Here is a 15813-nt window from a genome sequence, read left to right on the forward strand (position 1 = left end):
GAGGCTTAGCCACTTCCTCCACAATTAAGTTTGAACGCTTTAATGCCAACATATTTAATACGCAAATTTACAACAACAAGTTTAGGATTTAGGGGACACAAGAAGTACTACCATTCAAAAGTTCCGGATCCGAACCATCTTAATCTGGTGGTAATGGCAAAGAGGTCACACCCGTTCCCATCTCGAACACGGAAGTTAAGCTCTTTAGCGTCGATGGTACTGCATGGGAGACTGTGTGGGAGAGTAGAACGCCGCCAGATTATTCTTCAAAAAGCCCTGATCGTTTGTATAAACGGTCAGGGCTTTTTGCGTTTTATCTCCGGTAAACTGATACACCCAGGGAATTTTTGAATAATCGAATTTCCAACAGATTTTTGTCCACTCATTATTTTTGAATAACAGTTTCATTTTTCCAGTATATTTTAAATTGAGTACAGAATGATTTTTATTATAAAAGGTGAAGCTCCCCCGCAATTAGAACCATCCGATCTTAATCGGTGATATGTTTATGATACCAATCTGCAAAAAGCAGTTGAAAAAAAGTGAGGAGGAACTCCACTATGGAAAAGAGGAAGTTTCAGGCCAAAATCACATGCCCAGAATGCCCAAGCCTTCTTCCAGTTCGAAATAGGGTTTGATGTCATAGGTATACCCGGGCACGCCGAAATATTCGGACATGCTCTCCCCAATGGCGACAAGACCTTCGGGGAGCCTATGGGTTTCCATTTCATAATAGGTAATGGAATGGATGCCCATCTCAGTGCTTGAAGAGATATAATGTAAAAATATCAAATTATATCAGACCATTGATTCGATGGAAATTTTTACTCCTGGGATTCTGCCATCTCCTTTTTAAGGGCATCCAGAGAATTTCTAGCCTGCCAATATTCGGGGTTCAGGTCCAGGGTCTGTTCAAAACTGGTTCTGGCTTTGGCAAAATCGCCCTTCTTATAATAGACGTACCCCAGGGAGTTGTATGCTTCCACAATGGCGGCATCTTTTTCCACTACGTCTAGAAGAATCTTTTCGGCCTGGTTAAATCGTCCTAAATCGCCCAGGGCCACAGCCATGTTAAAGGTAGCCGGCAAAAGATCGGGCTGGATATCAAGGGCCTTTTGAAATTCCTCAATGGCGGCTTCCTTTTTGCCCTGGTTGAACAAATCATTGCCCTGTTCAAAATGAGGGGCGGCCATTTCAGGCGGGGTTTCAGGCATCCTGACCGGCCCAAACTCAGTATCGGGGACCTGGTAATTACCCCGGGTCAAAGGACTTTGGAAATCGGCCAGTTCCATCATCTTATGGGGAAGCACGCAGACACTGAAGATCTCATCCACTCCGCCGGTGAACTCAATATACGTCAACTCTTTACCGGTGTTGATATCCACCACCCAGACCCCGCAGACCCGCCGGGACAAACGGGTGACAGGCAGTCCGCTGAAGGTGGCGCTTTCCCGGACCTTGGAGACCCCCACAAAGGCGATATCATTGACAAGCTGAAACCCACGTGTAAAACCGGGCACCCGGGCCTTTTCCACCACCTCTCCTGTCTCCGGATCCAGCCGGCACACAGCCCCCTTACCGGATTCCAGAAACCAGATTGCATCTTTATGCCATCGAGGAGAATGGGGCATACTCAACCCGTCGACCAGGATCTCATTGGTGTCAATATCCATGATCATGCCACCGTCAGCCTTATGTTCCCGCCACCCTAAAGGGGCATCGGTTTTACCCAGCATGGTGACATATCTTGGGCGCTCGTCACGCATACCCAGACCGTTGAGATGGCACTTGTCCACCGGGGAAAGATCGGTGATAAACGGCGGTTTCCATACCGGTACAAAACTGTTTACTTTGTCATTGACGCACAGGCAGGAAAATTTGGTGTTAATGAAATAGAGCTGGTCGGAAAAGGCCATTTCATGAATGTCGACATCCCCGGTAAAATGGATATTAAAGGGCAGATAGCAGGCCGTGAACTTTTTTTTCTTATCCACCAGGGGTGCTGCCGTGGCCAAATTCTGAAAATGCCATATACCGTGGCCCAAACCGGCCCACAGATTGCTGCCGTGGGTGGCCATGCCCATGGGCCGCAAAAAATCTTTATACCGGATATCCAGTTTATTGTCATCCTGCCCCACAAGCAGGATCTTTCCGGACTGATAAGTACTGATTACAAGGGTTATCCCGAACTGGCCCAGCATCTTCACCAGGCTGTCGGGGTAATTGAATGAGATGGTTTTGGGAACTTGTTCCAAGGGGGCTTTTTTGCTCATTTTTCTCCAATTTGTTCAAGTATGGTCTGCCACGCATCCTCCCAGCAGCAGACATGGTCAAAAAGATTCCATATCTTATAGTGTAGTTTTTCCCTGTTTGTAAATTTCTCGGCAAACGAAAAAAATATTGATGGGTCTATGTTTGTGTCCCGACTTCCGATGAAATGGTATTGTTCCACCTGTTCCAGGGACGATGCAAAATCTGCTGGATTCAAAGAACCGGTCAAGGGGAACATGTGGTGTTTTGAGACCCAGAACGCTGTATCGAGATTTCCGGCAACTGTCACCAGTTTTGAAATGTCCCTGCGTTCAGCCGCCAGGATCGTTGCCACAGCGCCGCCGCCGGAATACCCGAACAGCACAAAAGATGCCGGGGCAAAGCGTTGGGATATCTGATCCAAAACACCGTGATAACTTTGAATTACGTCCCTGGAAAACCGGCCATTCGTCCACAGCGTTTTACTGCATCCCGGCCCGGACATGTACTGGCAGGGCCGGGCCAGATAAACCTTGCAGAGGTGGGGGTCCTGGGCCCACAGTTTGAGAGCCAAAGGATTCAGGGGCGTGGGATCATCGGAAATAATGGACCGGGTCAGCCAGGCCAGACCGTCACCTTCAATATAGATATGAACCTTTTGGCCCCGGCACCGCAACTCAACCGGCTGAAAACCAAACAGATCAAAGGGGCGGCTGTCAAATATTACCTGTTCACCCCCCTGAACGGCTTGGGCCTGATGCTGGGCCAGGGCCAGCCGCTGCTCCAAACCCGGCGCCCTTGACACACAACCCGGGAGCACAAATAAAATCAGAACCAGGCAACTAACAATGCCCGGTCCTGATTTGGCTTGGCTTAAAATTTGACCGAGAATTTGCATGAGGCCATATGGGTCATCAAATCGTTGCCCTGGCCTTCAAAATCGTATCCAGCCACCAGGGAAAACGTATCGGTGAACTGTTTACCTAAGCTTACGCCCGCGGAATAAACAAAGGGAGAATTGTCGATACCCTCGGTGATAAAGGATGCGCCTCCCCCCTGGAACCGGGATGTCACGGCCACATCATCGTTAATCACATCGTATCCCACGAACACATTGGCTTTAACCGACACACCAGCAGCCGGGAACCAGGAAACGCCGCCTTCAAGTCCAGGCACCAGGGAGTGGCTATCATTGCTCTCCACATCCAGATCTAAACCACCGACCCCGGTTTCAGCGTATGATGGCGTGTACAGCCAGGTGTAAGATGCCACGGCCCCGCCTGTGAGCATAAGATCCGGCCTTAGGTTAAATGTCTTGACACCCCGAACCTGAGCAAACAGGTTCGTGCCGGTGTAATCGGCTTCGGCGGTGCCGGTGTCGGTAATATACCGACTGGTCTCGGTGTCCTGGAATCCGCCACCGACCTGCCAGTGCAAAGTGAAATCCTTTGTCGAAGTCAAAGGCTTTGACCCGTAAGCCATAAGGTTGATCACATCCATTTGTGTGCTCTGGGGCATGTTGTTGGTCTCAGCATCAACGCTGGAGTAAAACATGGCAAATCCCAGGGTACTGCCGGATAAAAGTTCCCCGTCCAGACCCATGCCAAACCCGTAGGTGTCGGCGCTGAACCCGGGCATGCCATTATCGTCGTCCTGATCTGTGAAGATGGCAAAGGGCTTGACCCACATATTTTTATCGCTGAACATGGGATCACCGGAGTTGCCTCCGCCCTGGCGGGCCTGGATCACTCCGCCAATGGTGCTGATCACCTGCTTTGTCATGGCAGGCGTCTGGGTCGACCCCACAGGTACCAACTGAGCCACCATCTGGGCAACCTGCTCAGTTGTGGCCTGGGAATTCAGTTGACTGATAAAGGTTTCGATATCTGAGTCTATGTCGTCATTATCACTATTCATAAGGATATCATCAAGGACAGCGCCGACATCGGCGCCAACCAGACTCCCGCTCTGGCTGACCGCATCATATATGGTCATGCTCTGTTCCAAGGTAAGGTCTATGGCGGTATCGTTTGAAGATAGCGAAGCCACCACATCCAGCAACGCAGAATTATCCGTGACATCCAGTGCATCAATGTCGACGTCAATGGCAGTATCACTTATTACCACCCCTGTGACCGTCTGATCATAAAGATCTGCACTCGAGGTTGTTATATCCACATACAGCCCGGACCCATCTGCTAAAGAGGCGGTGCCATCTACTGACAAAACTGAATATTCGATATTGTCCGAATCATTCGTATTTATGGTAATGCCCAGGGTGCCGTCCGTCGTCTGGGTAAAATCACCGGAAATAGAGGATTCGCCCGTAGAAAGCATAATGGTGCCGCTGTTCTGTGTATCCCCCCCGGTATAGAGCCGGCCATTCAGGGTCCCGGAGTTGGTCAGGGAACCGCCGGTATATACGGCAAAAAAATTGTCACTGAGCTCCCCGCTGCTTAAAGACGCCGTCACCGTACCTGAATTGACCACATCCCCGAACACGTTATAGATACCATAACCGTAGGTATTTTCATCGGAATCCGCGGTCGCTGTGATGGTGCCGCTGTTGGTCACCAGGGTGTCGTAGGATTGAATACCCACCACCAACGCATTATCCGCGTCCGTCCCATGAACAGCCAATTCCATGGTACCTGAGTTTATTATTTCACTATCGCTCCCACTTGAGGATGCAATAATGCCGTAAGAAGAAAATGAGGCACTATCACCAAAGGTCGTGGTGATGTTTATGGCACCTGAATTCTCTATGGTGCTATCCGTCATAATTCCATCCACCCTGATGCCAGAAACATAGGCATCGCTATTATCTCCAACGGTCGTGGTAAGATTCATGGTGCCCGAATTGGTTATGCTGCTGCCGTCATAAATATTGCCATTTACCCTGATGCCAGAAACAGTGGCCCAGCTATAATCGCCAGCGGTCGTGGTAAAATCCATGGTGCCGGAATTGGTTATGCTGCTGGTGTTATCTATATTGTCATCCACCCTGATGCCAGAAACAGAAGCTCCAAAATAATTTCCAACGGTCGTGGTGAAATTCATGGTATCGGAATTGGTTATGCTGCTGGTGTTATCAAGATTGCCCCTCACCCTGATGCCAGAAACATAGGCATAACTATCATCTCCAACGGTCGTGGTAAGATCAATGGTGCCCGAATTGATTATGCTGCTGCCGTAATCAATATTGCCATTCACCCTGATGCCAGAAACAGAGGCACCGCCATTATCTTCAACGGTCGTGGTAAGATCCATGGTGCCCGAATTGATTATGCTGCTGGTGTTATCTATATTGTCATCCACCCTGATGCCAGAAACAGAGACAAAGCTATCATCTCCAACGGTCGTGGTAAGATTCATGGTTTCCGAATTGGTTATGCTGCTGGTGTTATCTATATTGTCCTCCACCCTGATGCCAGAAACATAGGCACCGCCATTATCTCCAACGGTCGTGGTAAGATCCATGGTGCCCGAATTGGTTATGCTGCTGCCGTTATCAATATTGTCCTCCACCCTGATGCCAGAAACATAGGCATAGCTATAATTTCCAACGGTCGTGCTAAAATTCATGGTGCCGGAATTGGTCAGGCTGTTGCCATTATCAATATTGTCCTCCACTCTGATGCCAGAAACAGAGGCACCGTCATCATCTCCAACGGTCGTGGTAAGATTCATGGTGCCGGAATTGGTTATGCTGCTTCCGTTATATATATTGTCCTCCACCCTGATGCCAGAAACATAGGCATAGCTATCTCCCAGGGTCGTGGTAAAATTCATTATGCCGGAATTGATTATGCTGCTTCCGTTATCAATATTGCCAGCCACACTGATGCCTTGAGCAGAGGAAAAGCTATCATCTCCACCTGTCGTGGTAAAATTTATGGTGCCGGAATTGATTATGCTGCTGGCGTTATCAACAGGGCCCACATCGAGACCCCAAACATTGACATTATCGGCAGAATCTCCAAGGGTCGTGGTAAGATCAATGGTGCCCAAATTGGTTATGCTGCTGCCGTTATCAACAGAACTTGCATAGATACCGGCAGCATAATAACCATTTGCAGCATTATCTCCAACGGTCAGGTTAAGACCAATGGTGCCGGAATTGGTTATGCTGCTGTAGTTATCAACAGCGGTTGCAAAGATAGCAGCAAAATAACCATTTTCGGTATTATTTTGAACGGCCATGCTAAGATCAATGGTACCGGAATTGGTTATTAGTGCTGCGTTCAAACCATCAAAATTGAGAGCAGCTTCATCATCTTCTGATGTTACTGCACAGGAAATAGAGCCGTTGTTAATGACGGTTCCGTAAAACGGATCCATAATAGCTTCAATGGCCGACGCATTGGTCACCGTGATGCTCCCGGTTTCCGTGACAGTCAGATTGGATGCAGCGTCGGAAATTACAACGGTCTCTGTCTTGGCCGTTTCAACGGTCGCAGACATGACCGGGGAGCTGACCCCAAACGTCAGGCAGGCGACCATGCTAGCCACAACATGGACCACCCGACCCTTTTTTGCCAATTTGAAATAAGATTTTACAGATTTGTACCAAGTATGGTTCCCGCGTTTTTCGATCAACTTATACCTCCTGAAAGAATGAATGAAATGAGTTAACTATAAAATGAACGTTACAACCTGAAAAGATGAACGAAATGAACGTTACAAAAAGGTTCTCCTGTACACAGATTCTCCTATAAATAGACCTTCAATAAGTAAAATAATTCCGTGGTGTCTGGTTAGGTTTTTGCAGAAAAAGTACCATGCCCGCAAAACCTAACTGGCTATTACTAAATTTTAGTAGTTATAATGACAATAGATAGTAATTGAGTGATAATTGTGATGAAAATATGTGGAAATTAGAGGTTTTGACGATGGATTAAGGATAGTACGATCTCCCGTTAGACCACCTATGCTTACGAAAGTTCAAAAGCATTGCCAATAAAGGGATACAGCGAAGGTATGCAGCGGATGAGAAAAATCAGTAATATCCGATGCAATTGCAGAATTCTTAGACAAATTTATCCGTCTGACCAGTGACAGGCCTGGCCTGTCACTGGTAAAACAGCCCGACGGGGCCTGTATCTTCCTCACGGATGAGGGGTGTGCAATCCAGCAGGGCAAACCTCTCCAATGCAAAGAGTTTCCTCATAATTGGAAGTTCTCGGATTTTCATATTTCAGCACCCGGTACGGATACGGTAAGGGCCCGGGTGATTCAACTGATACCGGGTCGGGTGCATACCCTGTCAACCGAGGTTCAAATGCCTGTGATCAATGGAAGGATGATGACGCCATGGTGCTGGCTGCCAATACCCTGATTGATTCGGGGGAAAGGTGCTTCAAAAGATTGACTGTCCCCATGAAGCATTTGAAATGACCATGAGCCTTCTGGGGCTTGTGGTTCTTGGCGAACTTTATCTTTCCAACCGGGGATTGGTGGAAATGATGGACGGCCAGGCGCCTGGTTTTGTGGATCTGATTATGTCTTGATTCAACCCCCAAAATTAATAGGTTTTTTAATGGGGTGTCCATTGGATACCAGGGCAGCGCATTATTTTAGGGAATTGATAATTTTGATTTCGGTATTAGAATAAAGGGTATGAAATATTTGGACATCATGGAATGAAAGCCATAAAATTTTTTATCGTATGATGCTGGAGGAAAAAAATGGAAAAAAATCCCCATCATTTGGTTTTGGGCGAGTTATTAGATTTTTTAACGGGTGAGCGGCGAATAGATACCCATGATGAACGGTATCGCCAGAAAATTTCAAAACACCTGGTTCAAACCCTGGGATATTCAAAAGAAGATATTCGACAGAATATCGTATTGGCCATCGCGGCTGGTGATCAATGCGCTAGTATAAAGATCGATTTTCTGATCAACCAGGCGGATAAAACCTGTATGCTGATTAAATATGCGCCCGGTTCCCTTGTAACAAGAAGGCTATCCAACCTGGCCCTTTCCAGGGTCATCCATCCCTACCAGATTCCTATTATTGTGACCACCAATGGGGAGGATGCAGAAATTATCAATGGGTTGAACGGTAAGGTAATAGGTCAAGGGGTTGATTCGATTCCATCAAAAATAAAGTTAGAAAAATTAGATACCGCTGTTTCTTTTCCCACCATATCAGAGCGTCTGCATGAAAAAGCCTCCAGAATTGCCTATGCCTGTGAGGTGGATGGTGCCTGCCCCTGTGATACCGATGTGTGCCTTATTCAATCTAAATAAACCAAGGGTTTATAAAATGGAGGTTCCCTATTTTTAGGTTGCAGCGTTGAGAAGTTTGCCCAGATAATACCCGGTATAGGATTTTTTATGGGCTGCCACCTGTTCCGGTGTCCCTTGGGCCACGATGTATCCTCCCTTTTCTCCGCCTTCCGGACCCAGATCAATGATATGATCCGCACATTTGATGACATCCAGGTTGTGCTCAATGACCACCACTGTATTATCGGCCGCCACCAGTTTGTCCAGCACTGATAACAATTTGTTGATATCATCGGAATGGAGTCCTGTGGTGGGCTCGTCTAATATATAGATGGTTTTTCCGGTGTTTCGTTTTGATAATTCTTTGGCAAGTTTTATCCGCTGGGCTTCTCCTCCAGAAAGGGTGGTGGCGGACTGACCCAGTTTGATATAGCCAAGCCCCACTTCCACAAGGGTTGCAAGGGTGTTTCGAACGGCCGTTATTTTGTCGAAAAACCGGACCGACTGGTTAATGGTCATGTCCAGAACCTGGGCAATATTTTTCCCCTTGTATTTAATGTCCAGGGTTTCCCTGTTATATCGCTTTCCTTTGCAGATATCACAGGCCACATAGACATCGGGCAGAAAATGCATTTCTATTTTAACGATGCCGTCCCCGGAACAGGCCTCGCACCGGCCTCCTTTCATATTAAAACTGAAACGTCCAGGTTTATAGCCCTTTGCCTTGGCTTCCTTTGTTTTAGCAAACAATTCTCTGATATGGTTCAACACCTGGGTATAGGTACCGGGATTGGATCTCGGGGTTCTGCCAATGGGGGACTGATCAATGTGGATTACTTTGTCCAGGTATTCAATGCCCTTTATTTCCTGGTGGCTTCCCACGGGCTTTCTTGTCCGGTTTATCTGGTTAGACAGGGCTTGGTATAGGGTGGACAATACCAGGGTAGATTTGCCGGATCCTGATACCCCTGTGACACAGGTAAAACAGCCCAGGGGAAAGGAAATATCAATTTTCTTTAAATTATTGGCATTAGCTCCGAGGATGGTCAGGCTTTTACCGTTTCCCGTTCTTCTGTTGTCGGGGATTTGGATCTGTTTTTTGCCGGAAAGATAAAGGCCGGTTAAGGAGGTCTCATCAAGGAGCAGTTGCTCAGGGGTTCCTGAAAAAACGACATTGCCGCCGTGGATGCCGGCACCGGGACCTATATCAATCACATAATCAGACGCCAAAATGGTTTCTTCATCATGTTCTACCACCAGAACGGTATTACCTAAGGCTTTTAGACCCATCAGAGTGTTGAGCAGCCTGGCATTGTCCCGCTGGTGCAGACCGATACTGGGTTCATCCAATACATAGAGCACACCGGTCAGTTTTGACCCAATTTGTGTGGCCAGCCGGATCCTCTGGCTTTCCCCGCCGGACAGGGTGGCGGCAGACCGGTCCAGACTCAGGTATTCAAGACCCACATTCTCCAAAAAAACCAGCCGTTGGATCAGTTCTTTTATAATACTGTCTGCGATGAGCTGCTCTTTTCCCCCAAGGGCAAGATCTGACATAAACCGGACTGCATCTTGAATAGAAAGAGCGGTAATTTCCCAAATTGGTTTCCCACCGACCATCACCGATCTTCCTGCCGCGTTGAGCCGTGTTCCATGGCAGCGTGAACAGGATTTAAAACTCATAAAGCGTTTGATATCTTCCCGGACAGAAACCGAAGCGGTTTCATCAAACCTGCGTTTCAAATTGGGGATCACCCCTTCGAAGACTTTTTTATAAATGATTTTTTTTCCGGCCCGTTCCACATAAAAAGAGATTTCTTCTTTCTTGGTTCCGTAGAGAATTGCCCGTTGAAATTTGGCGGACAAGGCCTTAAAGGGTTTGTAAATATCTTCCTTATAATGGGAGACCAGGGCGTCTAAAAACTCCATGAATTGAACAGAATCTTTATTTGCCCAGGGAAGAACAGCCCCCTGGCGCAGGGAAATATTGTGGTCCGGCACAATGAGATCCGGATCAAATTGGGTAATGGCACCCAATCCGTCACAAAGGGAGCAGGCTCCCTGGGGAGAGTTAAATGAAAAACTGGCCGGTGTAAATTCCGGATAACTGACGCCGCAGGGGATGCAGGAGGCCTTTTCACTGAACAACTCTTCTGTATCATGGGTGAGATCGACGAGTATTACCAGGCCCTCTGACAGGGTAAGGGCCATCTCAAGGGAATCTGTGAGCCGTTTTTCAATCGTGGGTTTTAGGATTAAACGGTCCACCACCACATCAATGGTGTGTCGTTTGTTTTTATCCAGTTTTGGTACCTCTTCGATCAAAAATATTTCTTTATTGACCCGGACCCTGGCAAAGCCCTCTTGTTTCATCCTGGCCAACAGAATTTCATGGCTGCCTTTCTGGCCGATTACCAGGGGGGCCAGGATCATGATTTTTGATTTTTCCAGAGAGGCATTGACCCGTTTTGGCACAAGTATCCTGTCGGTAATCTGATCAATGGACATGGCAGAAATGGGTTTTTTACATTTATAACAATGGGGGCGGCCTACTCTTGCAAAAAGAAGGCGAAGATAATCATATATTTCTGTCACGGTTCCCACGGTGGACCTGGGGTTATGGCTGGCCGTTTTCTGCTCAATTGAAATGGCCGGGGAAAGACCGATAATGGCATCCACGTCGGGTTTATCCATCTGCCCTAAAAATTGTCTGGCATAGGTGGACAGGGATTCAACATACCGGCGCTGTCCTTCGGCATACAGGGTGTCAAAGGCAAGGGTTGATTTGCCCGATCCGGATAACCCTGTGATAACCGTCAGGCTGTTTCTGGGAATTTGAACATCAATGTTTTTAAGGTTGTGTTCCCTTGCTCCCAGGATAACAATTTTATCAGTGTCCATATTATGTGGTGGTCCGATTTTTTGCCCGGCTACTGGCCCGGCTACTATCCTGGTTATTGGCCTGGTTATTGGCCTGGAAAGCGGCCATATAAATGGCTTCCACAAGACTTGTCGGATCTGCAATACCCTTCCAGGCAATGTCATAGGCCGTTCCATGGTCCACGGAAGTCCTGATGATGGGCAGCCCCAGGGTGGTGTTGACCCCATCCTTGAAGTGAACCAGTTTAAAAGGGATCAGTCCCTGGTCATGGTACATGCAGATCACGGCATCATATTTTCCGTTCACGGCATGGAAAAAAACCGTATCCGGCGGCAGGGGGCCATCAATATTAAGCCCTTGTTTCCGGGCCTGGTCCACGGCAGGCATAATGATTTTTTCCTCTTCATCACCGAACATGCCATCTTCTCCGGCATGGGGATTCAGACCAGCCACGACAAGTTTTGGAAAAGGAATGCCAAACCGGTTGACCAAAGATTCCTGGGTCAGACCAATGGTCTGGAGAATGTTTTGGATGGTCAGGCTTTTTGGCACTTGGCAAATGGGGATATGGATGGTCACAAGGACGACTTTCAGGCGATCGCCCGCCAGCATCATGGCAAATTCACGGGTGCCTGTCTGGTCTGCAATGAGTTCTGTGTGTCCATGGAACCTGGAGCCTGCAATTTTCAGTCCTGTTTTGGTGATGGGGCAGGTAACCAGACCATCAATCTCCTTATTTCGGGCCAGATTTACGCCGGTGATGATGTATTCTTCCATGGCCTTCCCTGTTTCCATGGTGGGGCAAGACAATCCGATTACTGTCTCATCAAGATTAGACCTATTTATAATGGAGATGGTTTTTGAATCGTCAATGGCATTTGCCGGGTGATCCACAGGAATAATATTAAGGGGAACGGGTAAAAATTTTAAGGCTCGTTTAAGAATAGTGGTATCACCAATGACAATGGGTTGGCACACTGCATGAATTTTTGGGGTGTTCAGGGCTTTTACAATGATTTCCGGTCCGATGCCAGCGGGGTCTCCCATGGAAATTCCGATAACAGGGCGGTTCAAGATTGATTTCATAGTTTTATCACTAATTTTAAAAAGGGTTATTGTTAAATAGATTTAAATATACCCTTTGAAAGGGAAAGTGTAAATAAAATTGAATGGATAAATTGTGAAACCCTTATGAAATTCAGGTTTGCGAAATAAGATCGAAATTAATTAAATTCAGAGTAAAATAGAGATAATGAGCGCAAATAATAGTATTTTTTTTTATCGCTGTCTTGAATAAATCCTTGCATTGTAAAAATCCCGTTGAAAAAGAGCTAGTTGTCGAAGTGGCTGTAATTTAAAGAAATTTTTTTGTTTCACAGAAAATACATTTTAAATTCAGTATGTTAAGATTATATGCCAAGCCAAAACCTGATCTGTTGCTAACGGTGTTTATCCGAGTTGACCCGAAATTCATATTCGAATAGAAAAACATATACTTTTTAGATTGTCCGTTAGATTCACTTTAATTGTTTAATTCCGCTAAACAGAACGAATAACCAACTTTAATTTTAGAAAGAAAGGTATCTTTGTCAACAAATGGAACTATCCTGGGAAAAAGCTAAGTTTCAAATTAAAAAATCGATACCTGAACATAGTTATCGGATGTGGATAGAGCCACTTGCGCTCCTTGAGTGTGATGCCGCCGGTATAACGCTGGGCACGCCAAACGACTATTTTATCAAGCGAATAAAAGAAAACTATCTGAATATATTTAAAAGAGAATTTTTAAATCTTGGTCACACCATCAATATTGAGTTTCAAGTAAATGGGAAAAAAGATACCAAAGGTCCAAAAAAGGTAGCGAATCGGAAAAAGGGCCAGAAAAAAAGCCAGATAAAAGACCCGGCCAGTGGCCTAATCAAAAACAAGTTCGGCAGCGCCTATCCGGCCCTTGCGGTCAGGCCGCAATGGAAAAAACCGGAACAGGCAACGCTGCCAGGCCTTGATGCTTCTTTTAATGGCGGTCGGATGCTGAAAAAAGGATATACCTTTGATGATTTCGTTGTGGGCGACAACTCCAATTTTGCCTATTCCGCTTCCCTTTCTCTAGCCCAGGGAAAGAAAAGCGGGGCTGGGATTCTTTATTTACTGGGAAAAACAGGGCTGGGAAAAAGTCATTTGTCCCAGGCCGTCGGGCATCATATGATGGCCAATAAAATATCCAACAGGGTATATTATGTGACAGCCGAGGATTTTACCAATGAAATGATTTTTTCCCTGAGAAACCATACCATTGAGAGGTTCAAGGAAAAATATCGAAGAAAATGTGATGTATTGATTCTAGAGGATATCCATTTTTTGTCCGGGAAAATGGCCACCCAAAAAGAGCTTGCCATCACTCTGGACTACCTGCTGGATGCGGACAAAAAAATTATTTTTTCCGGATGTGAACTGCCCGATGAAATACCCAAACTCAATGATCAGCTAAAATCACGGTTGAGTATGGGACTGGTGACTGAGATTGAGGCACCTGATTACAAAACCCGGCTTAGGATACTCAAAAAGAAATCTAATACCCTTGGGTGTAAGGTTCCCATGATGGTGAACGAATATATAGCTCAGGAATTGTGTGACGATGTCAGGCAATTGGAAAGCGGTCTCTTCGGCGTGGTGGCAAAGGGACAGATTATGGGCCGCAATATTGATATTGAGCTTGCCAAAAGCGTTCTGGACAATATCACCAAAAACCGAAAGCGGATCAGTATTGATTTGATTAAACAACTGGTGTGCACTGAATTTTCCATTTCTGAACAAGACATTATGTCAAAATCCAGGAAACGAATTATTGTTAAACCCAGACAGGTCGCCATGTTCCTTGCAAAAAAATATACGGATCAGCCTATCAAAAAAATTGGCTCCAGTTTTAAAAAATACCATGCCACTGCTATCTATTCTGTAAATGCCATTGAAAAGGAAATTAAACAACGGGGGGTTTTGTGTGAGCAGATTAATTATATTTCCAAGAAAATTGAAGCAGGAAAGTTTTAAATGGGCCTGTCTCCCTCTAGCTACCGTGACCTTGAAAAGATAGTTGGGAAAAAATATCTAAGTAGCCAAAAAGAAGAACGCTTCTGCCACTCCTATGATGCGACCGGCACCTCTTTTTTACCCGATGCGGTTATCTTCCCTGAAAATCAGGATCAAATTTCCAGAATATTTGAACTGGCCTCCCAAAAAAAAATTTTCATTATTCCCAGGGGCAGCGGATCCGGCATGACCGGAGGATCGATACCGGTTAAAGGAGGGGTGGTCCTGGTGACCAGCCGCATGAACAAGATTCTTGAAATAGATGAAGAAAATTTTATTGCCAGGGTTGAGCCAGGGGTGGTTGTTGCAAGTCTCCATAGTGCCTGCGAAGCCCGGGGTCTTTTTTATCCGCCGGATCCTGCAAGTTCTGCTGTCTGCACCATTGGCGGAAATATCGGTGAATGTGCCGGAGGACCCCGGGCCGTTAAATACGGGGTCACAAGGGATTATGTTCTGGGGCTTACGGCTGTCATGCCGTCGGGAGATATCATAAAAACCGGGGTGGTAACGGCCAAGGGCGTCGCGGGTTACGATCTTACCCGGCTGATTGTGGGCTCTGAAGGAACATTGGCCGTGGTCACTCAAATCATTTTAAAGTTGTTGCCAAAACCCAGGGCCGTAAAAACATTGGCCGTCTCGTTTGACAGCATGGATACAGCGGCTAAAACTGTGTCCAATGTTATGAAAATGGCCATTATACCCCGGTGTGTGGAATACCTGGATGAAGCTTCAATCAATCTTGTTCGCGGTTTGCTTTCCTTTGAACTGCCGGAAACCACCCGGGCATTGTTGATACTTGAATTGGATGGTGATGAAGATCAGGTTGAACGGGAATCAGCACAAATCAAAGCCTTTTGCAAAGGAGCTGGGGCCATTGAGGTTCTTGTTGCAAAGGATCAGGCCGGGGCCCAGAAATTGTGGGAGGCAAGAAAAGCATTGTCTCCGGTTCTCTATAAAATTGCCCCGAATAAAATCAATGAAGATATTGTGGTGCCAATTTCCAAAATTCCTGAAATGGTTGAGATTACCCGGAAAATTCAACGCGAATCCGGCCTGACCGTGGTCAGCTTCGGCCACGCCGGCGATGGCAATATCCACTGCAATATCATGTATGATAAAAAGGATAAGGATCAGACAAAAAGGGCTGAACAAGCAGTGGATGATCTCTTTACCGCCACCCTTGCCTTAGGGGGTACCATCACGGGTGAACACGGGGTGGGCATCACCAAAATGAAATATCTCGCCCGTGAAATAGGTCCCCTGGAGCTTGAAATCATGAAGGGAATTAAACGGGTGTTTGATCCGGACAATATCTTAAATCCCGGAAAAATATTTTCTTGATACCAAAATATACCGAATTTA

At 46.5% G+C, this 15813-nt stretch carries 10 protein-coding genes and 2 rRNA genes (1 of these 12 only partly in view); 6 read left to right on the forward strand and 6 right to left on the reverse strand.

The annotated features are described in order from the left end of the window. Both ACZ45G_RS09445 and rrf read left to right on the forward strand, forming a co-directional pair. A 23S ribosomal RNA gene (locus ACZ45G_RS09445) occupies window positions 1-13 on the forward strand (it extends 2990 nt beyond the left edge of the window). A 130-nt stretch (window positions 14-143) separates the two neighbouring features. Next, window positions 144-260 (forward strand): 5S ribosomal RNA (rrf, locus tag ACZ45G_RS09450). A 328-nt stretch (window positions 261-588) separates the two neighbouring features. On the opposite strand, the gene ACZ45G_RS09455 is transcribed toward rrf, so the two are convergent. The 4 genes from ACZ45G_RS09455 to ACZ45G_RS09470 form a co-directional block, all read right to left on the reverse strand. Continuing rightward, complete coding sequence (locus tag ACZ45G_RS09455; RefSeq protein WP_464177367.1) at window positions 589-792, reverse strand: hypothetical protein; 204 nt, start codon at window positions 790-792, stop codon at window positions 589-591. A gap of 32 nt (window positions 793-824) precedes the next feature. After that, window positions 825-2273 carry a TIGR03032 family protein gene (locus tag ACZ45G_RS09460; protein ID WP_464177369.1) on the reverse strand — a complete coding sequence of 483 codons (1449 nt, stop codon included), beginning with the start codon at window positions 2271-2273 and terminating at the stop codon, window positions 825-827. After that, on the reverse strand, window positions 2270-3037 hold the full coding sequence (locus ACZ45G_RS09465) for an alpha/beta fold hydrolase (protein ID WP_464177371.1): 768 nt from the start codon (window positions 3035-3037) through the stop codon (window positions 2270-2272). The genes ACZ45G_RS09460 and ACZ45G_RS09465 overlap by 4 nt, the downstream gene beginning before the upstream one ends. An 86-nt stretch (window positions 3038-3123) precedes the next feature. Further along, the gene (locus tag ACZ45G_RS09470; protein WP_464177373.1) at window positions 3124-6849 is read right to left on the reverse strand and encodes an autotransporter domain-containing protein; all 3726 of its coding nucleotides are present in this window, start codon (window positions 6847-6849) and stop codon (window positions 3124-3126) included. A gap of 755 nt (window positions 6850-7604) precedes the next feature. Here ACZ45G_RS09470 and ACZ45G_RS09475 point away from each other — a divergent pair. Then, on the forward strand, window positions 7605-7760 hold the full coding sequence (locus tag ACZ45G_RS09475) for a hypothetical protein (protein ID WP_464177375.1): 156 nt from the start codon (window positions 7605-7607) through the stop codon (window positions 7758-7760). Window positions 7761-7937: 177 nt separating this feature from the next. After that, window positions 7938-8504: a type I restriction enzyme HsdR N-terminal domain-containing protein gene (locus ACZ45G_RS09480; protein ID WP_464177377.1), complete on the forward strand. Its 567-nt coding sequence runs from the start codon at window positions 7938-7940 to the stop codon at window positions 8502-8504. A 33-nt stretch (window positions 8505-8537) separates the two neighbouring features. Here the strand turns inward: ACZ45G_RS09480 and uvrA are convergent, their stop codons facing one another. Next, window positions 8538-11384 (reverse strand): excinuclease ABC subunit UvrA, encoded by a 2847-nt coding sequence (gene uvrA / locus ACZ45G_RS09485; RefSeq protein WP_464177379.1) that lies wholly within the window; start codon window positions 11382-11384, stop codon window positions 8538-8540. A 1-nt stretch (window position 11385) separates the two neighbouring features. Further along, complete coding sequence (pdxA, locus tag ACZ45G_RS09490) at window positions 11386-12450, reverse strand: 4-hydroxythreonine-4-phosphate dehydrogenase PdxA (RefSeq protein WP_464177381.1); 1065 nt, start codon at window positions 12448-12450, stop codon at window positions 11386-11388. Window positions 12451-12960: 510 nt separating this feature from the next. On the opposite strand from pdxA, the gene dnaA reads away from it, so the two are divergent. After that, window positions 12961-14412, forward strand: coding sequence for a chromosomal replication initiator protein DnaA (gene dnaA, locus ACZ45G_RS09495; RefSeq protein WP_464177383.1), 1452 nt, complete (start codon window positions 12961-12963; stop codon window positions 14410-14412). Continuing rightward, window positions 14413-15792, forward strand: coding sequence for an FAD-binding oxidoreductase (locus ACZ45G_RS09500; RefSeq protein WP_464177385.1), 1380 nt, complete (start codon window positions 14413-14415; stop codon window positions 15790-15792). Window positions 15793-15813 lie beyond the last annotated feature (21 nt).

The sequence above is a fragment of the Desulfoconvexum algidum genome, assembly GCF_055382125.1.